This window comes from Shewanella sp. (genome assembly GCF_048265805.1).
In the GTDB taxonomy this organism is placed as follows: domain Bacteria; phylum Pseudomonadota; class Gammaproteobacteria; order Enterobacterales; family Shewanellaceae; genus Shewanella.
In genome coordinates this window covers 74,415-101,031 of record NZ_JBLXAT010000001.1, presented here as the reverse complement: position 1 = coordinate 101,031, position 26,617 = coordinate 74,415, and the positions used below count along the sequence as shown (strand labels likewise).

General features: G+C 50.1%; 23 protein-coding genes. 14 read left to right on the top strand and 9 right to left on the bottom strand.

The features are described from left to right. The first annotated feature begins 219 nt into the window (after nucleotides 1-219). Nucleotides 220-642, top strand: coding sequence for a DUF6491 family protein (locus ACN0TT_RS00415; protein WP_417760177.1), 423 nt, complete (start codon nucleotides 220-222; stop codon nucleotides 640-642). 186 nt (nucleotides 643-828) lie between these two features. Here the strand turns inward: ACN0TT_RS00415 and ACN0TT_RS00410 are convergent, their stop codons facing one another. After that, nucleotides 829-1,584: an SDR family NAD(P)-dependent oxidoreductase gene (locus ACN0TT_RS00410; RefSeq protein WP_417760176.1), complete on the bottom strand. Its 756-nt coding sequence runs from the start codon at nucleotides 1,582-1,584 to the stop codon at nucleotides 829-831. A gap of 178 nt (nucleotides 1,585-1,762) precedes the next feature. Between ACN0TT_RS00410 and ACN0TT_RS00405 the strand changes: the two genes are divergently transcribed. From ACN0TT_RS00405 to ACN0TT_RS00395, 3 genes are all read left to right on the top strand, one after another. Continuing rightward, nucleotides 1,763-2,656 carry a LysR family transcriptional regulator gene (locus ACN0TT_RS00405; RefSeq protein ID WP_417760175.1) on the top strand — a complete coding sequence of 298 codons (894 nt, stop codon included), beginning with the start codon at nucleotides 1,763-1,765 and terminating at the stop codon, nucleotides 2,654-2,656. Nucleotides 2,657-2,886: 230 nt separating this feature from the next. Beyond that, entirely contained in the window at nucleotides 2,887-3,237 is a 351-nt protein-coding gene (locus ACN0TT_RS00400) for a DMT family protein (RefSeq protein WP_417760174.1), read from the top strand. Between the two features lie 173 nt (nucleotides 3,238-3,410). Continuing rightward, a complete protein-coding gene (locus tag ACN0TT_RS00395; RefSeq protein ID WP_417760173.1) occupies nucleotides 3,411-5,873 on the top strand; it encodes a PepSY domain-containing protein in 2,463 nt (820 codons plus the stop codon). 245 nt (nucleotides 5,874-6,118) lie between these two features. Here the strand turns inward: ACN0TT_RS00395 and ACN0TT_RS00390 are convergent, their stop codons facing one another. Further along, on the bottom strand, nucleotides 6,119-7,123 hold the full coding sequence (locus tag ACN0TT_RS00390) for an alpha/beta hydrolase (RefSeq protein ID WP_417760172.1): 1,005 nt from the start codon (nucleotides 7,121-7,123) through the stop codon (nucleotides 6,119-6,121). 201 nt (nucleotides 7,124-7,324) lie between these two features. Between ACN0TT_RS00390 and glyA the strand changes: the two genes are divergently transcribed. The 9 genes from glyA to ACN0TT_RS00345 all read left to right on the top strand — a co-directional run bounded on the left by glyA (nucleotide 7,325) and on the right by ACN0TT_RS00345 (nucleotide 14,723). Then, entirely contained in the window at nucleotides 7,325-8,578 is a 1,254-nt protein-coding gene (glyA, locus tag ACN0TT_RS00385) for a serine hydroxymethyltransferase (RefSeq protein ID WP_417760327.1), read from the top strand. A gap of 110 nt (nucleotides 8,579-8,688) precedes the next feature. Continuing rightward, nucleotides 8,689-9,141 carry a transcriptional regulator NrdR gene (nrdR, locus tag ACN0TT_RS00380; protein ID WP_238895752.1) on the top strand — a complete coding sequence of 151 codons (453 nt, stop codon included), beginning with the start codon at nucleotides 8,689-8,691 and terminating at the stop codon, nucleotides 9,139-9,141. 2 nt (nucleotides 9,142-9,143) lie between these two features. Continuing rightward, a complete protein-coding gene (gene ribD, locus ACN0TT_RS00375) occupies nucleotides 9,144-10,268 on the top strand; it encodes a bifunctional diaminohydroxyphosphoribosylaminopyrimidine deaminase/5-amino-6-(5-phosphoribosylamino)uracil reductase RibD (protein WP_417760171.1) in 1,125 nt (374 codons plus the stop codon). Between the two features lie 3 nt (nucleotides 10,269-10,271). Continuing rightward, entirely contained in the window at nucleotides 10,272-10,925 is a 654-nt protein-coding gene (locus ACN0TT_RS00370; RefSeq protein WP_417760170.1) for a riboflavin synthase, read from the top strand. A 95-nt stretch (nucleotides 10,926-11,020) separates the two neighbouring features. After that, entirely contained in the window at nucleotides 11,021-12,127 is a 1,107-nt protein-coding gene (gene ribBA, locus ACN0TT_RS00365; protein WP_417760169.1) for a bifunctional 3,4-dihydroxy-2-butanone-4-phosphate synthase/GTP cyclohydrolase II, read from the top strand. 120 nt (nucleotides 12,128-12,247) lie between these two features. Then, nucleotides 12,248-12,724, top strand: a complete 477-nt coding sequence (gene ribE / locus ACN0TT_RS00360) for a 6,7-dimethyl-8-ribityllumazine synthase (RefSeq protein ID WP_417760168.1) — start codon at nucleotides 12,248-12,250, stop codon at nucleotides 12,722-12,724. Between the two features lie 12 nt (nucleotides 12,725-12,736). Further along, nucleotides 12,737-13,144: a transcription antitermination factor NusB gene (nusB, locus tag ACN0TT_RS00355; protein WP_417760167.1), complete on the top strand. Its 408-nt coding sequence runs from the start codon at nucleotides 12,737-12,739 to the stop codon at nucleotides 13,142-13,144. 124 nt (nucleotides 13,145-13,268) lie between these two features. Then, nucleotides 13,269-14,225: a thiamine-phosphate kinase gene (gene thiL, locus ACN0TT_RS00350; RefSeq protein WP_417760166.1), complete on the top strand. Its 957-nt coding sequence runs from the start codon at nucleotides 13,269-13,271 to the stop codon at nucleotides 14,223-14,225. Next, the gene (locus ACN0TT_RS00345; RefSeq protein WP_417760165.1) at nucleotides 14,226-14,723 is read left to right on the top strand and encodes a phosphatidylglycerophosphatase A; all 498 of its coding nucleotides are present in this window, start codon (nucleotides 14,226-14,228) and stop codon (nucleotides 14,721-14,723) included. 72 nt (nucleotides 14,724-14,795) lie between these two features. Here ACN0TT_RS00345 and ACN0TT_RS00340 read toward each other — a convergent pair whose 3' ends face one another. The 6 genes from ACN0TT_RS00340 to nadK all read right to left on the bottom strand — a co-directional run bounded on the left by ACN0TT_RS00340 (nucleotide 14,796) and on the right by nadK (nucleotide 23,844). Then, entirely contained in the window at nucleotides 14,796-15,365 is a 570-nt protein-coding gene (locus ACN0TT_RS00340; RefSeq protein WP_417760164.1) for a LutC/YkgG family protein, read from the bottom strand. A gap of 1 nt (nucleotide 15,366) precedes the next feature. Continuing rightward, on the bottom strand, nucleotides 15,367-16,743 hold the full coding sequence (locus ACN0TT_RS00335; protein WP_417760163.1) for a lactate utilization protein B: 1,377 nt from the start codon (nucleotides 16,741-16,743) through the stop codon (nucleotides 15,367-15,369). A 10-nt stretch (nucleotides 16,744-16,753) separates the two neighbouring features. Continuing rightward, nucleotides 16,754-17,497, bottom strand: coding sequence for a (Fe-S)-binding protein (locus ACN0TT_RS00330; RefSeq protein WP_417760162.1), 744 nt, complete (start codon nucleotides 17,495-17,497; stop codon nucleotides 16,754-16,756). Between the two features lie 288 nt (nucleotides 17,498-17,785). Beyond that, nucleotides 17,786-20,590 carry an FAD-binding and (Fe-S)-binding domain-containing protein gene (locus tag ACN0TT_RS00325; RefSeq protein WP_417760161.1) on the bottom strand — a complete coding sequence of 935 codons (2,805 nt, stop codon included), beginning with the start codon at nucleotides 20,588-20,590 and terminating at the stop codon, nucleotides 17,786-17,788. Nucleotides 20,591-20,672: 82 nt separating this feature from the next. After that, complete coding sequence (locus ACN0TT_RS00320) at nucleotides 20,673-22,316, bottom strand: L-lactate permease (RefSeq protein ID WP_417760160.1); 1,644 nt, start codon at nucleotides 22,314-22,316, stop codon at nucleotides 20,673-20,675. Nucleotides 22,317-22,965: 649 nt separating this feature from the next. Continuing rightward, the gene (gene nadK, locus ACN0TT_RS00315) at nucleotides 22,966-23,844 is read right to left on the bottom strand and encodes an NAD(+) kinase (RefSeq protein ID WP_417760159.1); all 879 of its coding nucleotides are present in this window, start codon (nucleotides 23,842-23,844) and stop codon (nucleotides 22,966-22,968) included. Nucleotides 23,845-23,936: 92 nt separating this feature from the next. Here nadK and grpE point away from each other — a divergent pair, with 92 nt between their 5' ends. Beyond that, a complete protein-coding gene (grpE, locus tag ACN0TT_RS00310) occupies nucleotides 23,937-24,578 on the top strand; it encodes a nucleotide exchange factor GrpE (protein ID WP_417760158.1) in 642 nt (213 codons plus the stop codon). A gap of 128 nt (nucleotides 24,579-24,706) precedes the next feature. Here grpE and ACN0TT_RS00305 read toward each other — a convergent pair whose 3' ends face one another. Then, a complete protein-coding gene (locus ACN0TT_RS00305; RefSeq protein WP_417760157.1) occupies nucleotides 24,707-26,419 on the bottom strand; it encodes a proline--tRNA ligase in 1,713 nt (570 codons plus the stop codon). Nucleotides 26,420-26,617: the final 198 nt, after the last annotated feature.

Below are 26,617 nucleotides of genomic sequence, written 5' to 3'. Positions count from 1 at the left end.
GCATCTGAACGCTGTATGCAATAAAGACCAGCCGCTAGTGAGCCGTATGACATATTTGCTTATGATTTCTGTGTATGATTAATAGGTTAGCTTCATTAACATAGCTGAGCGATTTTTATCGCACGGTATATTGAATAGGGATGTCGGTGAGTGCGCTCTGTCAATTAATGGGATATCGCCGAGACAGCGCATTGACTGCAAACAACAAGGAGTTATCACATGAAATCATATTATCTGCTAATAATAGTTGGCGTGTTGGCAGGCTGTTCGAGTGCCACATCGAATACCACGGCGGCGCAGAAGGATGAGGCGTATCAACAATATATTGTGGCGCAGCAGTTGGTTCCGGCGCGTGATATTAAAAACTTCAAGTTGCGGCGCTGGGAAGCGTTAACCGAGTACAGCGTGTTGATCACCAGCCGTGGCGATGATTATCTATTTACTCTGCAGAACCGTTGCTCAAATATCGCCAACGCCACGTCTGTTATGGTTGGCCGCAACAGTCTTATTGTGCAGTTTAGTGACCGTCAGGCTACGATTGGTAATCCGCAACTGCTGCCGTCTAAGTGCATGATTAAAGCTATTTATCCATTAACCTCAGATCAGGCGCTGGCACTACGGCATTTAGGTGACCAACAATAGGTTGTTGCTGTCTGTATACAACAAGTCGTCGTTAGCGACTTGTTGTATACAGACAGCGCCGATACTTAGTTGCGACACTGACGAAAAACTCAGGGCGCTAATGAACTACAACGTTGGCGACTGCCGTCGTAATTGGCTGGAACGCCCACAGCCTTGGCAGTATGGGCGTCAACCTTGATGTCAAACTTACAAAAACATGCCGCCTGAAGCTTCAATCCGTTGGCCAGTGAGCCAGTGGCTGTTATCGCTCAGCAACATGGCGATGGCTGCGCCAATATCTTCGGCCTCACCGACGCGACCTTTGGCGGTTACACTGCTAACAAATTGATTGGCCTGCGCATTATCGCGCACTGTTCCGCCGTTAAAGTCGGTGGCGATAGCTCCTGGTGCCAGCGTATTAACGCTAATGCCACGTTCACCCAACTCTTTTGCCAAGTAACGCGACATTACTTCCACACCACCTTTCATCATGGCATAGGCGCTGGCTCCCGGCAGCGAGAAACGTGCTAATCCTGACGACACATTGAGAATGTGACCACCGTCTTTTAGCAGCGGCAGCAGCGCTTGCGTGAAAAAATAGGGCGCTTTCAGGTGGAGATTATAAAGATTATCAAACTCCTCCATGCTGGTCTCGGCAAACGGTTTGTGCAAACCGGTGCCAGCATTGTTAAGCAAATAATCGATATCGTTGCGGCGGAACTGTTGTGGTAGCAGTTGTTGTAACTGCTCAACAAAAGCGGCGTAGGTGGCAAAGTCACGCATATCCAGTGGCAAGGCTACCGCCTGCCGTCCCAATGCTTTTATCTCGTCCACTACCGCCATCGCAGCTTGCTGATTGGTCAGGTAAGTCAGCACGATATCCACGCCATCGCGTGCTAGTGCTAAAGCACCACTGCGACCAAGGCCTCGGCTACCGCCGGTAATCACTGCAAGTTTATTCATGGTTCTATCCTCATCGGTTATCACAAATCAACGTGGCTTAGCTTAGTGAATGGTGTTGGCTTGATAAATTAGCTAAATCCAATAAGACTGTTCACTTAATGTGAACAATGCTATTAGCCAAAATCGAGTACGCTAATGGCAAGGCAAAAACAGTCGCTGGCGGCAATTAGGAGTAGCTATGGATAAACTGGAATGCATGAAGCGTTTTGCTGTGGTGGCGCAAACTGGCAGTTTTACCCAAGCGGCTGAGCGGCTGAACGTCCCTAAATCGGCAGTATCCAGCGCGATAACGCGGTTGGAAAGCCATCTACAAAATCGCCTACTGCACCGCAGCACACGGCGAGTCACCTTGACTGAGGCAGGAGAGCGCTTTCTGCCGCTCTGCGTCAAGTTATTGGATGAGTTTGAAGGGTTAGAAAATCAGTTCCAACAGCAAAGCCATAGTATTGCGGGGGAGATCCGCGTCGATATGCCGGGGCGTTTTTTCTCACAAGTGTTGGCGCCGCGGTTGCCGGAGTGGTTTGCGGCTCACCCGCAAACTCGTATTCGGCTAATGGGTGCTGACCATCGCATCGACCCGATTAAAGAGCAGGTGGATTGCGTGCTGCGCGTTGGTGCGCTCAATGACAGCGACCTTATAGCCAAACAGTTAGGCGAATTGCCATTGGTCAATTGTGTCAGTCCAAGCTATGTCGCGCGTTACGGTTGTCCAATGCAGCTGACGGATCTCGCTAATCACTACCTCATTGATTACGCGCCGGGCCTGCGTCAGCAGGCTGATGGTTTTGAATATTGCCTTGATGGGCAACATACCAGTGTGGCGATGCCAAGCTTAGTTTCAGTTAGCACCACCGATGCTTATTTGAGTGCCTGCTTAAATGGACTGGGTATCGCCCAGTTGCCGCTGCATGGTGTGGCGCAGTTCATTGCCCAAGGGCAGTTGCTGTCAGTATTACCGAGCTTTCAGCCGCAGGCGATGCCAGTGGCAATCCTCTATGAATCGCGTCGGCACCAGCCTAAGCGGTTACGCTTGTTTATTGATTGGCTTGCCAGTTTGGTGAGCGAACTGTAATCTCGCTAACATCGCGTAAGAATTGCCAAGTAACGCCCCGCTGGCGGCATATAGATGTCACATTTAGCAACGTGTTTTCTGTAAAACGTCGGTCGCCAGTGAGCGTCTGACGGGTTAGCTGTGGTGTGTCACATTTCTTTATCAGTTGCTGATTTACCGCGCTCGTGCGGCGGCGTAAAATGCGCCACCTTTGGTCAAATTCCCGCATTTCGGGGGTGGTAACTACGACGATGAATCCCATTGTAATCACAGTTTGCTTACTGATTTGCAGTAACGTGTTTATGACGTTTGCTTGGTACGCCCATCTCAAAGAACTTAATAATAAATTTTGGCTGATTGCCGCACTGGTGAGTTGGGGCATCGCCTTATTTGAATATCTATTGCAGGTACCTGCTAACCGTATTGGCTATACCGTGCTGAGTGTTGGTCAATTGAAGATCCTGCAAGAGGTGATCACCTTAATGGTGTTTGTGCCGTTTTCGCTGTTCTATCTCAAAGAGCCGTTAAAGCTGGACTATTTATGGGCCGGACTCTGTTTAGTTGGGGCGGTGTATTTTGTGTTTCGCAGCAAGTTAAGTTAATTGAACCTTACTTTTTTCAGATGGTTGCTAAAAATTAAGCATGTTGAATATGACCTAATTAGTGTTATCTGATGCCTAACGCAAAGTTCGGTAAATTTGGTCACTGAATCACTAGCTCAATTGATAAATTGCTTATATATTGATGCAACTGAAAACAATTCTCATATAGATTTATGTCAAAAAAGTGGGTTCAGCGGATCAGTTTTCGCGTACATCAATGGTTAGGTCTTGCCAGTGCAGCAGTGTTGTTGGTTGTGGGATTAACCGGCGGCTTATTAGCTTTTGAAGATCAAATAGTGGGTGCATGGCCGACGCCAAAAGTGACGCCACAAGCGCAAATTATGGCACCGGCACAGCTGCTGTCAGCGCTTAACTTACCTGACAAACAACTGGAGCGAATCTATTTAGAACAAGCACCGGATGAACCTGCGCGCGCTTTGTATCGCGATGGTAAAACTAAGCAACGCGAATGGCGCACTTTTAATCCCTACACTGGCGAAATCCTAGGCCCCCGTCCTGCCATCAGCGAATTCTTTGGTGATGTGATGGCGCTGCACCGTTGGCTGTTGATGCCTAACTCTATCGGCAGCTTGTTCACTGGCACTGCGGCGGTGATGGCTATTATCTTCTTAATTGCGGGGATTATTCGCCGTGCTCCCGATAACTGGCGCAACGTTAAAGATTGGCTGGTTTGGAAGAAGGGCAGTTCTGGCCGTCATCTGTTATGGCAATGGCATGCACTGCTTGGCACTTGGTTATTTGTGCCGATTTTCATCATGGCGATTACTGGCCCATGGTTTGCGTTTGATTGGTATCGTGATGGCTTGCGCAGTGCGCTAGAAACACCAAAACCTAAGCTGGAGCTAAAGAGCAGCAGTAACGAAGTGAATCTCGACGCCGTGTGGCAGACGCTGCAAACCACGGTCCCGAACGGCCATTTTGCGCGCTTGTATATGCCGCGTAAGCCGGGGGATGCGCTAAATATTCGTTATCTGGATACTGATGCGCCGCATCATCACGCATTTTCTGCTTTGAGCCTTGATCTGGCTACAGGCAAGGTGCTGGCACAGCAACGCTACGCTGACTTGAGTGGTGGTGACTATATTTTGGCAAACATCTATGCCTTGCACACTGGTTTGTATTTCGGCTTACCGGGGCGAATTATCTGGTCATTGGGCGCGTTAGCTTTTGGGTCGTTCGCAGTGACTGGCGTTTGGCTGTTCTTCAACCGCCGTTCACGGCCAAAAGAAGCGGTGTCCGGTGCCGCCGATACACTCATTGCCTACGCGAGCCAAAGTGGTACTGCCGCGGCTTATGGCAAGCGTTTGCAGGCATGGTTTGCGCAGCAAGAGCGTAACGCGCATCTGCGTTGTGTCAGCAAAATCGAACCGGATGAATTGGTGAAATATCGCCAAGTGGTCTTGCTGGCGTCTACCTATGGCGAAGGCCAGCCACCGGATACAGCACTGCAATTCCAACAGCGCTTGGCCGAAGCCAACACTGTACTGCAAAACGTACAGGTGGCGGTATTGGCATTTGGTGACAGCCAATATCAACAGTTCTGCGCCTTCGGTCACTGGTTGGCTGAACGCTTTAATGCGCTCGGTGCGGCCACCTTATTGCCGCTGACCGAAGTTGACCGCGGTGCCGAGCAAACGATTAAGCAGTGGAATCAGGCACTAGCGCAGCAGTTATCTCTCAATGTCGCTGAACTCGATAGCGGTTTTAGTGCCGCGACGGTGGTGAGTAGCCGTTGTTTGAATCAAGATACAACCCGTGAAGTGTATGATGTGGTATTGCACATTGATGAACAATGGTCGCCCGGTGATCTGGTCGAGCTGATGCCATATGCCACTGAAGCGCAGAGTCGTGCGCACCTGAGTAGCATAGGTTTTAGTGGCGACGAAGTGGTGACTGCTTACGGCGAGCCTATGCCGTTATGGCAAGTACAATCGCTGTATAAAGAGTTTGGTGTGGCAGTCGCCAGTCAATCGGTGGACGAATATCTTGCGCAAACCGCTGATTTAGCCGTGCGCAGCTACTCCATTGCCAGCACTGATAGTAACCAGCAGCTGCGGCTGATGGTGCGTAAAGTCGTGTTAGATAATGGCTTGTTTGGACGGGGTTCAGGGTTATTGGCTGCGGTTGATGTTGGTGACAAACTGCAACTGCGTATCAAGTCGCATACTGCCTTCCAACTGCCAGAGCACGATGTACCGCTAGTATTGCTTGGTGCGGGGACGGGCTTAGCACCGTACTTAGGATTCTTGGCGGCACGTGCAGCCAAAGGCTTTACATCTAAGGTGTGGTTGCTGTTTGGTGAACGCTACGCTGAGCTAGACAATTACTATGGTGATGAATTGCAACGTTACGTCGACAACGGCACCATCAGCATATTAGATTATGCGTGGAGCCGCTGTCATGACCGCTTCCAACCGGGGATATATGTGCAGCAGTTATTAACTGAGCATAGTGAGCGTTTACAGCAATACCTGGCTGACGGCGCACATATCTATGTGTGCGGTAATATCGACGGGATTGGTGCTGGCGTCCAATTAGCCTTGCAGCAGCAACTGGGTGACGAAGCGTTAAATGCGTTGCAGCAACAGCAGCGTTATCACCGCGACCTCTATTAACTTCCGCCGTAGAGACTGAATACAACGCCAATATGGTGAAGCATATTGGCGTTGTTATTTTTGTGCGAGCAAAATCAAATGATGATGGTATCAATCGCGGCGGTTGACCTTTATCAATCATTTTGCTGTTGACTGCGCCGAATGATGGCAAGGCCAGCGATATGTCGTGTTGCGGTTTCCACAAGCTGCACTTGATGCCTAAATAGATCCCCTCGAAAGCTTTATTTAAACGCTTATTGTGCTGGTTACTTCGCTGTGGCAGGTAGAGCGAGCGGCGCTAGCGGTACCGTGGGTTGCAGCGTTAATCCATTCAACCAATCTAAGACTAATTTTTTTGATGCTGGTGTCGGTTTGAGAATATCCGCGTGGTTACCCGTCAGTTGGTGATACTCGTACGGGCGCACTTGCGCTAGATCTTTAATCCACTGGTTGCCAATCACCTCATCATCACTGGCATTGAGCACCATAGTGTGTTGCGGCCAGTTGCTTAAAATCTCGCGTAAATCCGTCTGTTTATCATCAATCTTGAGTTGCGCTAAGGCGCGCTGGCTGCCGGCCTCTAAACTGCTATCGGGGATAAAGCGGCTGGCAAACGGATGAAACGCTTGCGCGGCATGCATTGAGGCTTGTGACAACGGGCTGCTGGGGGCTAATAACAATAAGCCGCTGGCATCTGTGGCTTGCGCTAGATAACTCGCCACAATAGTGCCCATGGAGTGACCGACAATAATCCACGGCCTAGGCAGATCGAGCTGCTCAAGTAATGGTTTGAGGTAGCTGGTATCACGCACGCCAAAACTAAAGTCGTCAATGCTGGTGCTGCCGTGCTCTGGCAGATCGGGCATCACGGTGTGAAATCCTAAACTCTGAAAATAGTTACTCCAACCAATCATCCAGCTCCAATTGGCGGTATAGCCGTGGATCAGGATTACCGTACCTTGCCAGTGCTGTTCGTTCGGTGACAGGGTAATGGTTTGGCCCATGTCGCTTAGGGCAAAGCTGTTTTCTAATGGCAGCGGCTTATCATCAGTAAGCGGCGTACCCGTCACATAGTGTAAGCACGGCGCTTGGCAATCGGTGTGGTTTTGCAGTCGTAGTGGCGCATAAAACGCTTCTGGCGCCACAATTTCAGCCTGTGATTTTTGTGGGTGGGCGATCTGATTGGCCACGTAATTAGCGCATCCTTGCAGCATGCCGAATTGCAACGTGATGACGATAAGGATTAATTGACGCAAATATCTAATGTCCATATAAAAACCAAGGGGTTATATCTTTACAGCTGTTCGTCCATTCAACAAGTATAGAATTGTTGCAGCATTTGTTCTCTCCTTGAAACAGTATCATTTAAAACCCGAGAGATTTTCATCATGTGCAAGGGTGGGATTGTGACGCAGCTCAGAGTAGAATACGCGCAACCCTACCTACTAGATATTGTCCAGCTGGAGTATCCGATGCTGAAGAAAAGTATGAACATTGCTGATTATGATCCTGAGCTGAAACAGGCGATTGATGACGAAACTCGCCGTCAGGAAGAACATATTGAGCTGATTGCGTCTGAAAACTACACTAGCCCACGCGTCATGGAAGCGCAGGGTTCACAGTTAACCAACAAGTATGCTGAAGGATACCCAGGCAAACGTTATTACGGTGGTTGTGAATACGTTGACGTCGTAGAAACTTTAGCGATTGAACGTGCTAAAGAGCTGTTCGGCGCCACTTATGCGAACGTGCAACCGCACTCAGGTTCACAAGCAAACAGCGCTGTGTACATGGCATTGCTGCAAGCTGGCGATACCGTACTGGGGATGAACCTTGCTCACGGTGGTCACTTGACCCACGGTTCACCTGTTAACTTCTCTGGTAAGTTGTACAACATCATCCCTTACGGTGTTGATGATGCTGGTAAAATCGACTACGTCCAACTCGAAGCATTAGCGCTGGAACATAAACCGAAGATGATCATCGGTGGTTTCTCTGCTTACTCTGGCATTGTTGATTGGGCAAAACTGCGTGAAATCGCAGACAAAATCGGTGCTTACCTGTTCGTTGATATGGCACACGTTGCTGGTTTGGTCGCTGCGGGTGTTTATCCTAACCCAGTACCACATGCACACGTAGTGACCACCACAACTCACAAAACGCTGGCGGGTCCACGTGGTGGTTTGATCATCTCTGCCGCTGACGATGAAGACCTGTACAAAAAGCTGAATTCGGCCGTATTCCCTGGTGGTCAAGGTGGCCCACTGATGCACGTTATCGCGGGTAAAGCGGTAGCCTTCAAAGAAGCGTTGGAACCAGAATTCAAAGCGTACCAACAACAAGTGGTTGTTAACGCCAAAGCGATGGTAAAAGTGTTCTTGGAACGCGGTTACAAAATCGTTTCTGGTGGCACTGAAAACCACCTGATGCTGGTGGACTTAATCGGTCGTGAACTGACCGGTAAAGAAGCCGATGCCGCACTGGGCGCCGCCAACATCACCGTGAACAAGAACTCAGTACCTAACGACCCACGTTCACCATTTGTGACTTCAGGTATCCGTATCGGTACGCCATCAATCACTCGCCGTGGCTTCAAAGAAGCAGAAAGCAAGCAGTTGACCCACTGGATCTGCGACGTACTGGATAACGCGCAAGACGAAGCGGTTATCGCCGACGTGAAAGCCAAAGTGCTGGAACTGTGCGCTCGCTTCCCTGTTTATGGTTAACCTTTATAGGTGAATGCGATAAACTCCCATGGCCGCTATAGTTAGCGGCCATTTTCGTTTGTATTGGACTACAAACGAGCGCCATTCTTTTATCTCGCAGGAGACATTCCATGTATTGCCCATTTTGCAGTGCAACAGATACTAAAGTGATCGACTCGCGTCTGGTCGCCGAAGGCCATCAAGTGCGCCGCCGCCGTGAATGTACGCAATGCCATGAGCGTTTTACTACCTTTGAAGGTGCCGAGTTGGTGATGCCGCGGGTGATAAAACGTGACGGTTCACGTCAGCCGTTTGATGAAGAAAAACTCCGTGGCGGTATGTTACGGGCGGCTGAAAAACGTCCAGTGTCTATCGATAGTATTGAAGACGCAATTAACAAGATTAAATCGGCACTGCGCGCTACGGGTGAGCGCGAAGTGACCTCCGAGATGATCGGCAACCTGATGATGGAGCAGCTGATCGAACTCGACAAAGTGGCCTACATCCGTTTTGCCTCGGTGTATCGCGCCTTTGAAGATGTGTCAGAGTTTGGTGAAGCTATCGCCAAATTGCAGAAGAAATAACTATGTGGTCAACGCTTGATCGCGCCATGATGGCGCGTGCCATTCAACTCGCCGCCAACGGACGCTACACCACGCGGCCGAATCCTAATGTGGGCTGCGTTATCGTGGATGACAACGGTGAGATTGTCGGTGAAGGCTGGCATCAACGCGCTGGTGGCCCACACGCCGAAGTACACGCACTGCGGATAGCGGGCGACAAAGCGCGTGGTGCCACAGCCTATGTGACGCTGGAACCTTGCAGCCATTACGGCCGCACCCCTCCTTGCGCTCAAGCGCTCATCGATCACGGCTTAACGCGCGTCGTCGCTGCCATGACTGACCCCAACCCGCAAGTGGCGGGGCGCGGTTTGAATATGCTTAAAGACGCGGGGATTGACGTGTCTAACGGTTTACTCGAGGCAGAAGCACGGGCGTTGAATCCGGGGTTTTTATCACGCATGGAGCGGCAACGCCCTTATGTGCGGGTGAAATTGGCGGCGAGCCTTGATGGTAAAACCGCATTATCAAACGGCAAATCCCAATGGATTACTGGCTCAGCAGCTCGACGTGATGTGCAGCGTTTACGGGCGCTAAGTTGTGCGGTCATTACCGGCATCGGCTCGGTTCTAGCGGATGACCCATCCATGAATGTACGCCACAGTGAGCTGGGCGGTTTAGCGGAGACACTGACGGAAGACGCGTTGATTCAACCGCTGCGAGTGGTGGTCGATTCTCACTGTCGTATGCCGCCGGATGCCCAATTACTGAGCATTGAATCGCCAGTGCTGCTAGTCAGCAGCCAAGATTACGCCGAAGATTTTAAAGCGCAGTTACCTGCCCATGTGGTGTGTCTACAACTGCCAGCAACGAATAATCGCGTCGATTTAGCCGCCTTACTTGCGCATCTCGGCGCCCAGCACAATCTCGTGCTGGTAGAAGCGGGCGCAACCTTGTGTGGTGCTTTTATCGAGGCGGGATTAGCGGATGAATTAGTGTTGTATCAAGCGCCGAAAGTGCTGGGTGCACATGGCCGCAATCTACTCAATCTGCCAGACTATCAGCAGATGATTGATATCCCGCAGTTAACTCTTATCGATCAGCGCCAGCTTGGTGTTGATACGCGTATGATTTTTAAAATAGGTACATAACCCATGTTTACCGGCATTATTGAATCGGTTGGCCGCATTCGCGCAATTGAGCGCCGCGGTGATGATATCCGCCTGACTGTTGCGGTGGGTAAGCTCGATATGGGCGATGTTAAACTTGGTGACAGCATTGCTACCAACGGTGTGTGTTTGACCGTAGTGGCGCTAACGGCTGACAGTTACACCGCCGATGTTTCTGCCGAAACCGTGAGTCTCACCGGCTTTGACAACTATCAAGTTGGTCAGGCGGTTAACTTGGAAAAAGCAGTGACGCCCTCTACGCGTTTGGGCGGCCATCTCGTGAGTGGTCACATCGATGGTCAAGCACGAGTAGTTGAAGTGCATCCACGCGGCCAAGCCACTGAATACTGGTTGGAAGCGCCTGCTGAATTGTCACGTTATATTGCGCATAAAGGCTCAATTGCTATTGATGGCGTAAGCTTAACGGTGAACGAAGTGCAAGGTCATCGCTTCCGCTTAACTATTGTGCCGCATACCTCGGGTGAGACCACGCTGCCGTTGCTGCGTGCAGGCGATAGCGTCAATCTGGAAGTGGATCAAATCGCCCGTTATCTGGAGCGTTTGATGCAAGCGCCGGCCGCACCAACGGCGGGCGGCGTCACCATGGAACTGCTGGCAAAATCTGGCTTTATTCGTTGATCTGTGCCGTGCTTTAGAGGCATAGGTGCTGATTGTTTATCGACAACACGTTAAAATTTACTGCTCAAAAGTGAGTGGAAACCCAAGGTCGTATTATGGCGATTCATAGCATTGAAGAGATTGTAGAAGATATCCGTCAGGGCAAAATGGTCATTCTGATGGACGATGAAGACCGCGAAAATGAAGGCGACATTATTATTGCCGCTGAGAAAATCACTCCCGAAGCGATCAACTTTATGGCGCGTTATGCGCGTGGCTTGATCTGTCTAACGCTTACCAAGGAGCGCTGCCGCCAGCTGAATTTGCCGCTGATGGTACGCGACAACGGTTCGCCATTCGCCACCAACTTTACCTTGTCGATTGAAGCGGCCGAAGGCGTCACTACTGGTATCAGCGCGCATGACCGTTCGCGTACAGTTGAAGCCGCTGTGGCTAAAAACGCGAAACCAACTGATATCGTGCAGCCAGGGCATATCTTTCCGCTGGAGGCGCAACCTGGTGGCGTGTTGGTACGTGCGGGCCACACCGAAGCGGGTTGTGATTTAGCGCGTCTAGCTGGGTTAGAACCTGCTGCGGTGATTGTCGAAATCCTTAACGAAGACGGCACCATGGCGCGCCGCCCAGAGTTGGAAGTCTTTGCCGCCGAGCATGGTATCAAAATTGGCACCATTGCCGATTTGATTGAATACCGTAACAACAACGAAACTACTGTGGTACTGGAAGGCAAATGCCACCTGCCGACTCGCTTTGGTGAGTTTGCGCTGCACACCTTTCGCGACACCGTGGATAACCAACTACATTACGCCATGGTGCGTGGTGAAATCGGGGATGACGTGTTAGTGCGGGTGCATCTGAAAAACACCTTCAACGACTTACTGTTCTCCGAGCGTGATGAAGTGCGCAGCTGGCCGCTGGATAAAGCAATGGCGAAAATTGGCCAAGAGGGCGGAGTGATGTTACTGCTTGGCAACCAAGAGCCAAACGAAGATATCATCGCCAAAGTCAAAGCTTTTGAAGCGGAAGATAACCACGCGCTGGTGCCAACGCCGAAGAAGCCAAAAACCTCGCAACGTGTCGGGGTTGGCTCGCAGATTTTGGCATCCTTGGGCGTGAAGAAAATGCGCCTGCTGAGTTCGCCAAAGCGCTATCACTCCTTGAGTGGCTTTGGTTTGGAAGTTAGCGAATACATTGCTGACGAGTAATGCGCTAAATAAAATGGCGTATTGAAACATCATTTAGGGGGCTTAGGCGCAGTTTGCGTGCTATCATAGCGCCAATTTTGCGCCCGGGCCGGGTGCTTTAGCTTATATTTGGGTAATAAGATGAACGTTGTTCAAGGTAATATCGAAGCGAAAAACGCCAAGGTGGCCATCGTCGTTTCCCGTTTTAACAGCTTTATCGTCGACAGTCTGCTGGATGGTGCATTAGACACTCTGAAGCGTTTTGGTCAGGTAAGCGAAGACAATATCACAGTAGTTCGTGTGCCAGGTGCATATGAGCTGCCATTAACTGCTCGTCGCGTGGCGGCTAGCGGTAAATTTGACGGTATCATAGCGCTGGGCGCCGTGATCCGTGGCGGTACCCCGCATTTTGACTTTGTTGCTGGTGAATGTAACAAAGGCCTAGCGCAAGTGGCGTTGGAGTTCGATACGCCAGTATCTTTCGGTGTGTTGACCACTGATACTATCGAACAAGCCATCGACCGCGCTGGTGTTAAAGTTGGCAACAAAGGTGGCGAAGCTGCCCTGAGTTTGCTGGAAATGGTAAACGTGCTGAAAGCACTCGAAGAACAACTGTAAGACAGGTATTTCATGAAGCCATCTGAACGCCGCAGAGCCCGCCGCTTAGCGGTTCAAGCCATCTATTCTTGGCAAATGAGCGGTAACAATGTTGCAGACGTTGAGCACGAGTTTCTGACAGAACAAACTGTCGACGGTGTAGATATTCCCTATTTTCGCGAACTGTTCGTTGGTGCTGCGACCAAGCACGCCGAACTTGACCAACTGGTGATCCCGTTTTTGGCGCTGCGTCCATTTGAAGACGTTGACCCAATCGAGAAAGCGATTTTGCGTTTGGCAGCATTTGAACTGAGCTATCGTAAAGACACGCCACAAAAAGTGGTGGTGAACGAAGCGATTGAGCTGGCAAAAGCCTTCGGTGCTGACGACAGCCATAAGTTTGTGAACGGTATTCTCGACAAACTTATCAAGCAGAAATAAGCTAAAGAACGTGCGAAATACACTCGGTTATTTGGCGAATGTGCGTTCGTACTTTCTTTAATAAAACGGTATCCGCGGATACCGTTTTTCATTGCAGCAGACCGTGCAGTCGGTCAGGATTAGCATGAAAGAATTCCAACTGATAGACCACTTCTTCAACGGACGAGGACATCTGCGTAAAGATGTTAAGCTGGGCATCGGCGATGATTGCGCGTTGGTACAACCGGCCGAGCATAAATCGATAGCGATTTCTTGTGACACGCTGGTGGAAAATGTGCATTTTCTGCCAGACATGCCAGCACAGGCGTTAGGCTACAAAGCACTCGCGGTGAACCTGTCCGATTTAGCTGCCATGGGCGCTGAGCCTGCGTGGATGACATTAGCGCTGACTTTGCCGACCGCCGATGAGACATGGTTAGAGCAGTTCAGTAACGGTTTGTTTGAAGCGGCTGATTACTACATGATCTCGTTAGTCGGTGGTGATACCACTCGTGGACCACGTTCAATTACGATTACTGTTAACGGCCAGATCCCAGAAGGCAAAGCCTTGACCCGCGGCGGCGCGCGTCCGGGCGATTGGATCTATGTCACTGGCAGTTTGGGTGACTCGGCTTTAGGGCTGGATATTTTGCAGCACAAGCGTCAAGTGCACACTGAGCATCGTGAGTATCTGGTCAACCGCCATTATCATCCAACGCCTCGGGTGTTAGCGGGACAAGCGCTGCGCGGCATTGCCTCTAGCGCCATCGATTTGTCTGATGGCTTATACTCTGACATTCAACATGTGATGAAAGCTTCTGGTGTCGGCGCGGTGATTGAGGTTGAGCAATTGCCATTATCGCAAGCGATGCGTGACAGCGTAGACAGCGAAGCGGCACGTCATTATGCGTTGTGCGGCGGTGAAGACTACGAACTGCTATTCACCGTACCTGAAGCCCAGCGAGGTGCCCTTGATGTGGCATTGAGTCACGCTGGGGTGAAATTCACTAAGATTGGTCAAATCTATGCCCAACAAAAGTTGACGCTAATGTTAGCGGGCAAGGAATATGTACCGACAGCATCAGGGTTTCAACATTTTTAGATGAAGTTTTTTGCTAAAAGTCCGGCGTTGGCGCCGTTGAGTTTACGTAATCCGATCCACTTTTTAGCCTTGGGTTTTGGTAGTGGTTTAGCCAGAGTTGCACCGGGTACCTTTGGTACTGCGGCGGCGATTCCGGTGGTGTTGCTAATGTCTCTGCTGCCACAATCTGGTTATGTAGTGGTGACATTTTTTGCGTGTGTGTTGGGCATCTACATCTGCCATAAGACCTCGAAAGACTTAGGCGTTCACGACCACAAAGCGATTGTGTGGGATGAAGTGGCGGGCTACATGATCACCATGTTTGCTGCGCCGATCACTTGGCACTGGCTGCTGGCGGGCTTCGTGTTATTCCGTATTTTCGACATTTTGAAACCGTGGCCGATCCGCTGGTTAGATCGTAATGTTGATGGCGGCTTAGGCGTGATGGCCGACGATATTCTGGCTGGGGTACTCTCCTTCATCTGTATGCAGGCTGCGCTGTTTTACTTCAACGTGTAACGGCTGTTGCCTGAGCCAAAAAAAACACCAGCATCTCGCTGGTGTTTTTGTTGGTAATGACGGCGTGTTACATCACAACAAATAAACCGTCAGTGTGCAGGCGCCGTGAGCACCAATCACCAAGGCTTGCTCGATATCGGCGGTCTTTGATGGCCCTGAAATAAAGGTGCCATAGCCCACGTTTTCGAGATTCACCCGCTTTAATGCTTCATGCATATTGGCCACCAGTTGCTCGGCGCGCACTACTAGCAACAAGTTTTCGCAGATAAACGGCGCAATACGGATGCCGGCACCTTGTTCTGTTACCCATACCGCGCCATTTTCGGCAACGGCTAGCTCGCCTTGGATCACCGCATAGTTGATGTCGCGCAGCGCATGGGGATCAGATGGTGTGGCGCGGTTGCCACTCACCTCAGCGACTTGAGAAATCACTTGCTGTCCATCAGCGACCAAGCTCGCCACCTGTTGTTGTAGAGCACTTAGCGCATCCACTTTCACTAAGGTGCCACCGACGGCTTGCACACTAGCTTCAAACTGACCGACGAGATCATCGAGTCGCGGTTTGATATCCACTTGAGGTAGTGGTTGAGGCTGAAGAGCACCGCTGCCAAGCGCGGCCAAAATATCAGATTTGCTCGACATGCTATTTACTCCTGTGCTGTTTGTACCAGGTTTCAAAGCTGGTTTTTGGCGCTTTGGGTAATTCACGATATTTGCCCCACGCACCAGAGAACGGTTTTAGCATGGCATGTGGTAGATGGCGTAAGCTAAAGCGCGCCACGCTCATGGCGCAGTTAAATACGGTGGCGCTGCCCATCACTTTGCCAACAATCGGCATATAGCGTTCTTTCCCGTAAGGCAGCTTACCTTGCTCCGCTTTTAGACGACGTTGATAAGCGATGATCTTGTCCAGCGGTACCTTGGTTGGGCACACATACGTACAAGACCCACACAAGGTACATGCCCAAGCGGTGGTGTTGGTGTCATCTTGCTGGGCCCCCACGGCAATGCCGATAGGGCCGGGGATAAAGTAGTTATAGCTGTAGCCACCACTGCGGCGATACACCGGACAGGTATTGATGCAGCCGCCGCAGCGAATACATTTGAGTGATTCGGCCAGCAGTTCATCTTGCAGTGCTTTGGTGCGGCCATTATCGACGATGATAATGTGCATTTCACCGCCCGGTTTTGGCCCGTGATAGAAGCTGCTATAGGTGGTAATCGGCTGACCGATAGCGTTACGGGCGAGGGTACGCAGCAGTACCGAGGCGGCTTCCATATTGGGCACCATCTTGTCGATGCCCATTGAGTGCAGCGTCAGCCCCGGCAAGTTGCCGCCCATGTCGGCATTACCTTCGTTAGTGCAGACAACAATCGCACCTTGGTCGGCAATGGCCATGTTTACGCCCGTCATGGCTGCATCGGCACTGAGGAACTGTTCGCGTAGGTGTCGCCGCGCCGCGCGGGTTAGGTACGTCGGATCGCTGGCACCTTTTTCAGTACCGATTTTTTCATGAAACAGTTCTCCCACTTCCTCTTTCTTGAGGTGAATGGCGGGCACCACAATATGTGAAGGCGGCTGCTTGTTGAGCTGAATAATACGTTCACCAAGGTCGGTATCGATCACTTCAATGCCATGCTGTTCCAGGTAGGGATTGAGGTGGCACTCTTCAGTGAGCATCGACTTGGACTTCACCAGCTTTTTGACTTGGTGCTTGCTTAAAATCTCATGCACGATGCGGTTGTGCTCAGCACCATCTATGGCCCAATGCACTTGAATGCCTTGTTTGAGGCAGTTGGCCTCAAACTGCTCCAGATATTGGCCTAGGTGCGACAGGGTATGCAGTTTGTATTGTGAGCCTAATTCACGCAGCTGTTCCCATTCGGGCAGTGAGCTAGCGGCACGGTCGCGTTTTTGACGCAGTAACCATAATGCTTTGGAGTGCCAATCGACGCGGCTTTCGTCACGGCAGAATATCTCGGCTTTTTCTGCGTGGTTAGCGGTTGCGGTAGTTGCCATGCTGCCCTCCTTATATTGCGTCGTTGAGAATTTGCGCCAGATGGCGGGTTTCAATGGGTAGCTCGAGACGGCGGATCATGCCATCTAAGTGCATCAGGCAGGATGGGTCATAACCCACTACATAGCGGGCGCCAGTGTTGGCGTGAGCCGTTGCTTTGTCTTTGCCCATTTTGGCAGATACTGCGCCTTCATCCATGGCGAAGGTGCCGCCAAAACCACAACATTCATCGTGCGGTTCGGGATAGACCACTTCAATACTCGGGATTTTATTGAGGAGCGCTTCGAGCTTGTTGTACTCCGGTGTCATCGACTCAGTGGCTTTTGCCAGTGTCAGCATCCGCAAACCGTGGCAAGACATCTGCATACTGACTTTGTATGCGAGCGGACGTTTGAACTCAGCTACTGGCGCAATATCGTGCAGAAACTCGGTCAGTTCATACAGTTTGTCGATCACCGCTTGTGCTTCGGCCGAGTTATCAAACTCGTGGAAGTTTTCTTTGGCCGCTACCAAGCAAGAGGCGGCAGGGCAGACGATGGCATCACAGTCGACCCCTTTAAACGCGTTTAAGAGTTTAAGTACGGTGCTGCGCGCTTCGTTGAAGCAGCCTGAATTGGTCATGGGTTGGCCGCAGCAGGTTTGCCCTTGTGGCAGAATCACTTGGTGCCCCAGTTTCTCGAGTAATTCTAGCGTGGCGATAGCCACTTGGGGCATTAGCTGATTCACCAAACAGGGAATAAATAATGCAATTTTCATGGTTATTTCCTTAAGTGCTTTTACACGACAAAACAACGTGGTATTGGCTGGTGGCAGTTTGTTAGCTGCTCGATTTATTCAGTGTTAGCGCAATACGTTGTCGAATATATACCTTTCATTTTGTTAGCTAAAGTGCTTAATCAGTAAATGATTAAGTGGATTTTCTCATTTTTGAGAATTGTCTAACTTGATGAAAATAATGACTAAATTTATATTTATTTTTGGCTGTTATTTTTTACTGTTGCATAAATGAAAAGAGGAGCCGAAGCTCCTCTTTATGCCCGTCGGTTAACGGCTGCATTCTTCTAACAGAAACGCCAGATGGCGATAGGAGATGCCGCTGTGGTGGCTTAAGCCCACTTCGCACATACGGTTGGCGTAGTAGCCTTCGGTCACCTCAGTTGGCAGCAACTGCTTGATATTGCGCAGTGCTGTCTCGTTGATTTCCGGCTTATACAGGCCTTTTTCACCCGCATAGCCACAACAAGTGATGCCCGCAGGCCGCACAATATTGCTAGAACAAGCTGTCGCAATCGCTTCCATCTTCGGCTCAATGTGCATCTTGCGTGCAGAGCAACCTAAGTGCAGCGCCACTGCAGATTTTTTCTTGATGGTGAGTTTTGGCATCACTTCATCATGAATAAAATCAACCAAGTCGAGGATGGTAAACTCAGGGTTGCCGGTCAAGGTGCGGTAGGTACAAGACAGCGCATCAATCACAATCGGGATTTCACCGTTGTTAGATATGTCGCGCAGGACATCGATCAGCTCATCACGTTTGCCGTTAGCGTTTTTAAAGTCACCTTTAGATTCCCACATCTGGCCGCAGCATAGACTGCGAGTCTTAGGTGGAGTGATGACGTTAAAGCCTGCGCGTTCCAACAGAGTGACTGTGACGTCTGGCAAGGTGCGTTCATCTGGATCTTGCGGCGTTTTACCAAAGGTACGGCCACCACAGGCGGCGAAGTAAACCACGCTTGGTTGGCCTGCCACAGGCGCGGACGGTTGCGGCAGATTGCCACCTTTGGGAAAATCAGGATTCCAGTACGGTACTTCGCTAGAGATCATTCGGCCAGCTTTCATCAAACCACCGGTGATGCTATCGCCTGTGACTTTATGCAGCACGTTGAGGATATTAAACCCTGTGCTTAACGCCGTATTAACGGCTCCCCAGTTTTTGGCTTGAAAATCGAGCACTTTTTGCTGGGTACTGGTGATATATGGCGTGCGTAGCTTGCGAACTAAGTTGCCCATGCTGTTATCCACTGGGCAAGCAATAGTACACAACTGGCAGGCGGCACAGGTATCTACAACATCGTATTTAGCCGCTGCCCGCATTTTCTCCGCGCCTTCCTTGTCGCCTTCACTCTCTAAACGAGAGATCTCACGCAAGGTGGCAATACGTTGCCGTGGGGTCAGGTTCAGTGCTGTGGTTGGACAGGTTTTTTCGCAGAAACCACATTCAATGCAACGGTCAACAAAGTCATCGACCACGGGACATGGCTTGATGTTTTTGACGTGCACGTTTTTATCCTCGTTGAGGATAACCCCGGGGTTTAACAGACCTTGAGGGTCGAATACCTGCTTGATGTTTTTCATCAAGGTGTAAGCTTCTGGCCCCCATTCTGCTTCTACGAATGGCGCAACCGCGCGACCCGTACCATGCTCGGCTTTCATTGAGCCATCGTATTTGTTGATCACCATATCGGCGACATCATCCATAAAGTTATGGAAGCGGGTGATATCGTCTTGAGTGGCGAACGTTGGCGTAATAATGAAGTGGAAGTTACCGGCCAGTGCGTGGCCGTAGATCACCCCTTCATGGTAACCATGTTTATGGAACAGCTCAGTTAAGTCATGTGCTGCGTTAGCTAAATGCTGAACATCAAATGCCACGTCTTCAATGATGACCGAGGTGCCTTTGGGCCGAGCGCCACCGATGATTGGGAACAGTCCTGAACGCATCGCCCAGTACTTACCATACACCGCCTGATCTTTACTGAAAGTAATCGGACGTTCGGTTTCCAAGAAGGCCAGTTTTTCAATCACATCCTTGGTGTAACCGTCTAAGGTTGCTTCATCGTCAGAGCGTGATTCAATCAGCAAAATCGCTGAGCCTTCCGGCAGTGAACCAATCCAATCTGGCATGCCAGGCTTGCCTGTCACGGCTTTGATTGACGCCCAATCGAGCAACTCAGCGGCGGCCACGCTATCGCCAATAATCGGCGGAATAGCGCGAGCTGCATCCTCCATATTGAAGAATACAGCCATGGCTGACGCTTTGTATTTTGCCTCGACAACCGTGTGGTAGGTCACTTCATTAACGAAGGCCAACGTCCCTTCGGCACCGACCATGATGTGCTCGATAATATCGAACGGATCTTCATAATCGACCAGAGCGTTCAGGCTGTAACCTGTGGTGTTCTTAATGGCGTACTTTTTGCGAATACGCGCCGCCAAAGCTTCATTACCGCGAGCCATTTCGCCAAGGCCTTTGACTTGCTCCAACAGGTTGGCATGGGTTTCACGGAATACCGCTTTAGAGGCTTCATTACCAGTATCTAACTCGGTGCCATCCGCAAGTACCAGCTTGACCGACTTAACAGTTTGGTAGCTGTTTTGCGCGGTACCGCAGCACATGCCAGAGGCGTTGTTGGAGTAGATGCCGCCGACCATCGCAGAGGTCAGCGTAGCTGGATCGGGGCCAATTTTCTTGTTGAACGGTTTGAGCGCAGTATTGGCATCGCTGCCAATGACGGCGGCACCTAACGTAATGGCTGAAGCGTCATTGTTGATTTTTAAGGTGCGGAATCCATCAAACCCTAACATCAACAAAATGCCTTCACCAATGGCTTGGCCGGACAGACTGGTACCTGCGGCACGGAAGGTGACAGGAGCTTGGTGTTTTCTTGCCACGGCAAGTGTTTTCTTCACTTGCTCCAAATTTTCTGCATGCACTACCACTTCAGGCACTATGCGAAAATAACTGGCGTCGGTCGACCAGGCAAAACGGCGCACTGGATCATCACTAACCGCACTTTCTCCCAGAGAGTGACGCAAGTCCTGTACAACTGCTTGATAATTAATAGACATAATGCATCTCTTTATACATTGAACTCACTGAATAGGCGGAAACTACGTTGGTTTCCGCTCAGCGTTATTATGCCCTCAGCTGTTAATATCCGCCCCAAACAAAGGCGATAGTACCAGCTAGTAGTGCATAGCAAATCGCCACCGGCATTGTTTTACGGATGATTTCAGATTCGCGGCCAGCCATACCCACCACAGTAGCGGCTGCTACAACGTTCATCACGCACAACATGTTACCCGCATTGGCGCCCATGCCCTGAAGTGCAAGGAATAATGTGTGATTGCCACCGATTTTATCGGCAACACTGTATTGCAAGCCGGAGAACATCATGTTGGAGAAGGTCGCACTACCTGACAAGAAGGCACCAAAGATGCCGACAATCGGTGAGACCCACTCCCACACTGAACCCAGAGAACTTCCCAACAGGTTGGCTAACGCCACAGGCATAGATGACAAGCTCGCATCGTTAGTACCGGAGTTAAGAAATATTTTTACCATAGGCACTGATGCACCTAATGAGATGATGGTCGGTACCATCGACTTACATGAAACTGCCACCGAGGTCTTAATGGCGTGGCTATTCATTTTGAACAGGAAAAAGCCCAATACACACACCACCACAAAGAAAATGCCGGGAGCATAGAAGGTGGCAAAGCTGGCTTTTAAGCTGGTGCCCATAATATCGGCCACACTGATATTGAAGCTGTTCAACCACGCTTTAAATGGGGTAACCACGCGAGACAGCACCAGCAGCGCAGCCATGATCAGATAAGGCGTCCACGCGGCAAACTGTGAGAAGCGTACTTCTGTATGCTGCGCGGTTTCTTCGTTGGCATCGTTTTCAGCAAAGTCATTCCAAGGCGTTGCTGGCAGTAACCAGCCTTTACGTGCGACAGGGATAACAATCGCCATGCCGATCAACGCACCAATCACTGATGGAAACTCAGGGCCTGCGAAGTAGTTAATCGTCCAAGCGGGAATAGTGAAGGCAAAACCGGCGAACAGGGCAAATTTCCAAATGGTCAGACCTTCTTTAAATGACTTATTGCGCCCAAAGAAGCCGGTTAACACCGATACCATGACTAAGGGGATCAATGACCCTATGATCAAATCCATGGAGATCATATGGTGGGCAATAAACTGTGCGTAACCGGCAAAGTTGCCACCATGCTCAGCAAAGTAGCCGCTAGCCATACTGGTACCATTTTGGATCAGCCCTTGTTCCATACCAAAGGTGACTGGTAAACCAATCGCGCCAAACGATACGCACACAGAATCCCCAATCAGTGCCACGACCGCCGCGGCGACCGGTGGAATGCCCAGCAATACTAATAATGGTGCGCCAATTGCGGCTGGCGTACCAAAACCAGCTGACCCTTCAATAAAGGAGCCAAACAGCCAGCAGATGATGATGACCTGTACGCGCGCGTCGGCGCTAATGTTGGTGAACCCTGCGCGAATGGTGTCCATTGCGCCGGAATATTTGAGTGTATTGAGTAGGAAAACTGCGCCGAAAATAATGGTGAGTGGTGTGATAGCTGACAATAGGCCTTCAACAACCGAGGCCGCTAGCATGTTAGTGTCCATTTGCCAAACAAATACTGCGGCCAAAGCGGTGATCAATGCCGAGATTGGCATGGCTTTAGATGCAGGTAAGCGCAATATCACCAGGAACAGCATCACGCTGATCACTGGGCTTAAACTAGCGAGAAGTTGCAGAAAGCTCATTGTTGCCCCTTTATTATCATGTTGCTTTGTTATGTGTTATCTGCCCGGCTTCCCCACATACAACTACCGGTCATTTTTTAATTCAGCATAATCTTTATCAATTCAAGCCACATCAACATGATCTGGATCATCTTGCTAGGGAGGAATTTTGGCAGTTTTTATCAATGAGAACTTAAGCGAAAACTGAAACAGAGTGAATGTGACATTAGTCGCAAAATAAATTGGCGTTTAATTCTGTAAAAGAATATACCGATGGAGTTTAATTCTATTAGTTAATTTACACCGCTAAATTTGCTGCTTTTTGCAATAAAGTGATCTGGTTTTTTCATCCATGGTGTAAAGCTGGAGCTTTTTTACAAAAGTCGAATGTGATCTATATCACCCGTAGTTGGCAGTTGTTAAATATGTAAAAACTGAATAAGTAATATAAATAAAGTTAAAACAGCAGTTTACGGCAATAAAAAACGCCGCATCGGTAAGGTAGCGGCGTTTAAAAAGACGGAAAAATATCGGCGATTAATTGTTAAGTGTAGTTAACTATCAAAAGTTGATGCTATCTGTTTGAAAAAAACACTATCGGTCAACGACACTTGGCAACATTAACAACAGTGGGCAAGTCATCATCTGCTCAACGGCAAGCCGCGATGGCTTAGAATAGCTTACTGCCCCAACCGAGCTTATTACGCAGTACGTGGAAGTAATTGTGTCCCTTAGGATGGATCAGCTTCAGCTGTTCGCTGCTGCGCTGAATAATTATCTCATCACCCGGCAGCACCGCCAAAGTCACGTGGCCATCACAACCCACTTCTAACGGCTCGCCATTGTGCGGTGATACCACCAACTTAATGATGCTAGCAGCATCAATCACAATTGGACGGCAGGAGAGGGTGTGCGGAAACATTGGTACTAAAATCAATGCCGCCAGATTCGGCGTTAAAATCGAACCTCCAGCGGACAGTGAATAGGCGGTTGAGCCAGTCGGCGTGGAAACAATCATGCCGTCGGCGCGTTGGCTATACATGAATCTGTCGTCAATATAGACTTCAAATTCAATCATATGCGCGATTTTACCTGGGTGTAGCACCGCCTCGTTCACCGCCGTATTACAGGCTTTGACTTCACCGTGACGATACACTTTGGTTTCCAGCAAAAAGCGGTGCTCAATTTCGTAGCGGCCAGCTAATACCTCGGCAAGTGGCTCTTCAAACGCATCGGGCGACAGGTCAGTTAAGAAGCCTAGATTGCCGCGGTTAACACCGATCACAGCGATATCAAACCGCGCTAACACGCGGGCAGCGCCCAGCATGTTACCGTCACCGCCAACCACAATCGCCAGTTGGCAGCGTTCACCGATTTCAAGCAAATCGACCGCTTCGACCTTGGCCCCAAGCTCTGATGCGACTCGCTCCTCCACCAGTACCTCGTACCCTTTTTGATGCAGCCAGTGCAGTAAACGCGTTAACGTTTGCTGGGTGCCTTGATGGTGAGGTTTGCCGATGAGGCCGATGGTATGAAATTCCGAGGTCATAAAATTAACGAGCCTAGGGTTGAAACAGCTAAATTGATCCCCATAATATGCGCAGAGTATGCAGAAACAAAGCATTTTTAGCTGGAGTAAAAATGAGCAACGAGTCATCAAAAGCAGGACAAGAGCAGGTTGAAGAAGTGGTAGAAACTGTTCAACAAACTGAAGCAAGCGCCGCTGAAACCGCTGGTGAAAACGTCGCTGACGTGATTGACGAGCTGACCCAAGCAAACTTCCGTATTGAAGAGTTGGAACAAGCAGTCGCTGAAGCTGAAGCCAAAGTGGCCGAACAGAAAGATTCGGTACTGCGTGCCGCCGCTGAATCGGAAAACGTGCGCCGTCGTGCAGCATTAGATGTTGAAAAAGCGCACAAATTTGCTTTGGAAAAGTTTGTCAACGAGCTGCTGCCGGTTATCGATAACCTAGAGCGGGCGCTGTCTGGCGCGGTTACTGCGGACGAAGCGAGCAAGCCATTGTTTGAAGGTGTAGAGCTGACGCTGAAAACCTTTGTGAGTGCGGTTGAGAAGTTCGGTGTTAAAGCGGTGAACCCAGTGGGTGAGCCATTTAACCCTGATCAACATCAAGCGATCGGTATGCAACCTAGTGCAGAATACCCAGCAAACACTGTGATGTTGGTAATGCAGAAAGGTTATCTGCTGAATGATCGTCTATTGCGCCCAGCAATGGTGATGGTATCCCAAGGTGGCGAAACCGCTAGCGTTGATACCCAAGCTTGAGCAGCATCATCGATGAAAAATGCAGCCTTTTTTGGCTGCATTTTTTATGCTGAATTTGTGAGTTAGTGCAAATAAAAACGCCCCGGCAGGCGGAGCGTTTTATCAGCATTGCTTAATTCGTCAGCGAATTAGCACACAGCGTTTTTGATGAACTCAACAATTTGGTCCATCGGTACGTCTTGTTTCTCACCTGTACGGCGATTTTTGTATTCGAACATACCGTTGTCGATGTTGCGGTCACCGATCACGATAGTATGCGGAATACCAATCAGTTCCATATCGGCGAACATTACGCCTGGGCGCTCTTTACGGTCATCGAACATCACTTCAATACCCGCGTCGGCGAGGTCTTGATACAGTTTCTCAGCGATATCAGTTACGCGATGAGATTTGTGCATGTTCATTGGCAGAATGCCCACTTTGAATGGCGCAATGGCATCTGGCCAAATGATGCCGCGGTCATCGTGGTTTTGCTCGATAGCGGCTGCTACGATACGGCTCACGCCCACACCGTAACAACCCATCAGCAAGGTTTGTGCTTTGCCGTTTTCATCCAATACGGTGGCGTTCATCGCTTCTGAGTAGCGCGTGCCTAATTGGAAGATGTGGCCGACTTCGATACCGCGAGCGAAGGCATAAGTGCCTTTACCGTCTGGCGTGGCTTCACCTTCGATCACGTTACGGATGTCGGCAGCTTGTGGTTGGGCGACATCACGTTCCCAGTTGATACCGAAGTAGTGTTTACCATCTTGGTTAGCACCGGCGTCAAAGTCGCTCATTACCGCCACAGAGTGGTCGATAAATACTGGCATGTTCAGACCAACTGGGCCTAATGAACCAGGACCTGCACCGATAGCGGCGCGGATCTCTTCTTCCGTTGCAAACTCCAGTGGCGACAATACGCCTGGCAGTTTGTCAGCTTTGGTTTCGTTCAGTTCGTGATCGCCACGTACCAACAGTGCAACCAGTGGCGCTTCTTCAGTGTCACCACGTACAATCAGGGTTTTCACCGTTTTCTCAATTGCTAAACCGAACTGTTCAACCAGCTCTTCAATCGTTTTGGCGTTTGGCGTGTCAACCAAGCTCATCTCTTGCGTTGGCGCCGCACGTTCTGTGGTTGGCAGTGGCGCTTCCGCTTTCTCAATGTTAGCGGCGTAATCGCTGCCAGTTGAGTATGCCAGCAGGTCTTCACCGCTTTGTGCCAATACATGGAACTCGTGTGACATGCTGCCACCGATAGAGCCTGTATCGGCCAATACTGGACGGAACTCTAAACCCAAGCGTGCCAAAATGTTGGAATAGGCTTGGAACATCGCTTGATAAGTGGCATCCAGCGTTTCTTTATCCAGATGGAATGAGTAACCATCTTTCATTAGGAATTCACGTGCGCGCATCACACCAAAACGTGGCCGGACTTCATCACGGAATTTGGTTTGAATTTGATACAGGGTCAGTGGTAGCTGCTTGTATGAACTGATCTCTTTACGTACTAAGTCAGTGATCACTTCTTCGTGAGTCGGGCCGAGTACGAAGTCGCGGTTGTTACGGTCAACAAAACGCAGCAGTTCTGGGCCAAATTTGTCCCAACGGCCTGATTCAACCCACAAGTCACCCGGTTGAACCATCGGCATCAGAATTTCAACGGCGCCCGCTTTTTCCATCTCGTCGCGCACGATGGCTTCCACTTTGCGCAGTACACGCAAGCCGCTCGGCAACCAACTATAAAGACCAGCAGCATTACGACGGATCATACCAGCGCGCAGCATAAGTTGATGACTGATAACTTCTGCGTTGGCAGGGGTTTCTTTCTGTGTTGATAGCAGGTATTGGCTAATTCGCATTTACCTAAAGTCCCATGTGATTTTGATGGGCGCCATTTTATCACCTGCTTTGAGCTTGTCACCCAACGCTGGTGGCTTAGACGCATTTTTTTCATGTATATAGGTGCGAATAACGCTTTACGCCACGCAGGCATGGTAAGCCGTCTCCGCTCGGGCTGTTAATTGCAGAGATGGTGTAGCGTAGCAAAGTTGGCTAGC

Coding starts and splice junctions, on each gene's coding strand:
- ribBA (WP_417760169.1), top strand. CDS start 11,021: ATGGCGATTCATAGCATTGAAGAGATTGTAGAAGATATCCGTCAGGGC.
- ACN0TT_RS00305 (WP_417760157.1), bottom strand. CDS start 26,419: ATGCGAATTAGCCAATACCTGCTATCAACACAGAAAGAAACCCCTGCC.
- nadK (WP_417760159.1), bottom strand. CDS start 23,844: ATGACCTCGGAATTTCATACCATCGGCCTCATCGGCAAACCTCACCAT.
- nrdR (WP_238895752.1), top strand. CDS start 8,689: ATGTATTGCCCATTTTGCAGTGCAACAGATACTAAAGTGATCGACTCG.
- ACN0TT_RS00330 (WP_417760162.1), bottom strand. CDS start 17,497: ATGAAAATTGCATTATTTATTCCCTGTTTGGTGAATCAGCTAATGCCC.
- ACN0TT_RS00335 (WP_417760163.1), bottom strand. CDS start 16,743: ATGGCAACTACCGCAACCGCTAACCACGCAGAAAAAGCCGAGATATTC.
- ACN0TT_RS00320 (WP_417760160.1), bottom strand. CDS start 22,316: ATGAGCTTTCTGCAACTTCTCGCTAGTTTAAGCCCAGTGATCAGCGTG.
- ACN0TT_RS00370 (WP_417760170.1), top strand. CDS start 10,272: ATGTTTACCGGCATTATTGAATCGGTTGGCCGCATTCGCGCAATTGAG.
- ACN0TT_RS00395 (WP_417760173.1), top strand. CDS start 3,411: ATGTCAAAAAAGTGGGTTCAGCGGATCAGTTTTCGCGTACATCAATGG.
- ACN0TT_RS00415 (WP_417760177.1), top strand. CDS start 220: ATGAAATCATATTATCTGCTAATAATAGTTGGCGTGTTGGCAGGCTGT.
- ACN0TT_RS00325 (WP_417760161.1), bottom strand. CDS start 20,590: ATGTCTATTAATTATCAAGCAGTTGTACAGGACTTGCGTCACTCTCTG.
- glyA (WP_417760327.1), top strand. CDS start 7,325: ATGCTGAAGAAAAGTATGAACATTGCTGATTATGATCCTGAGCTGAAA.
- grpE (WP_417760158.1), top strand. CDS start 23,937: ATGAGCAACGAGTCATCAAAAGCAGGACAAGAGCAGGTTGAAGAAGTG.
- ACN0TT_RS00410 (WP_417760176.1), bottom strand. CDS start 1,584: ATGAATAAACTTGCAGTGATTACCGGCGGTAGCCGAGGCCTTGGTCGC.
- ACN0TT_RS00340 (WP_417760164.1), bottom strand. CDS start 15,365: ATGTCGAGCAAATCTGATATTTTGGCCGCGCTTGGCAGCGGTGCTCTT.
- thiL (WP_417760166.1), top strand. CDS start 13,269: ATGAAAGAATTCCAACTGATAGACCACTTCTTCAACGGACGAGGACAT.
- nusB (WP_417760167.1), top strand. CDS start 12,737: ATGAAGCCATCTGAACGCCGCAGAGCCCGCCGCTTAGCGGTTCAAGCC.
- ribD (WP_417760171.1), top strand. CDS start 9,144: ATGTGGTCAACGCTTGATCGCGCCATGATGGCGCGTGCCATTCAACTC.
- ACN0TT_RS00400 (WP_417760174.1), top strand. CDS start 2,887: ATGAATCCCATTGTAATCACAGTTTGCTTACTGATTTGCAGTAACGTG.
- ribE (WP_417760168.1), top strand. CDS start 12,248: ATGAACGTTGTTCAAGGTAATATCGAAGCGAAAAACGCCAAGGTGGCC.
- ACN0TT_RS00345 (WP_417760165.1), top strand. CDS start 14,226: ATGAAGTTTTTTGCTAAAAGTCCGGCGTTGGCGCCGTTGAGTTTACGT.
- ACN0TT_RS00390 (WP_417760172.1), bottom strand. CDS start 7,123: ATGGACATTAGATATTTGCGTCAATTAATCCTTATCGTCATCACGTTG.
- ACN0TT_RS00405 (WP_417760175.1), top strand. CDS start 1,763: ATGGATAAACTGGAATGCATGAAGCGTTTTGCTGTGGTGGCGCAAACT.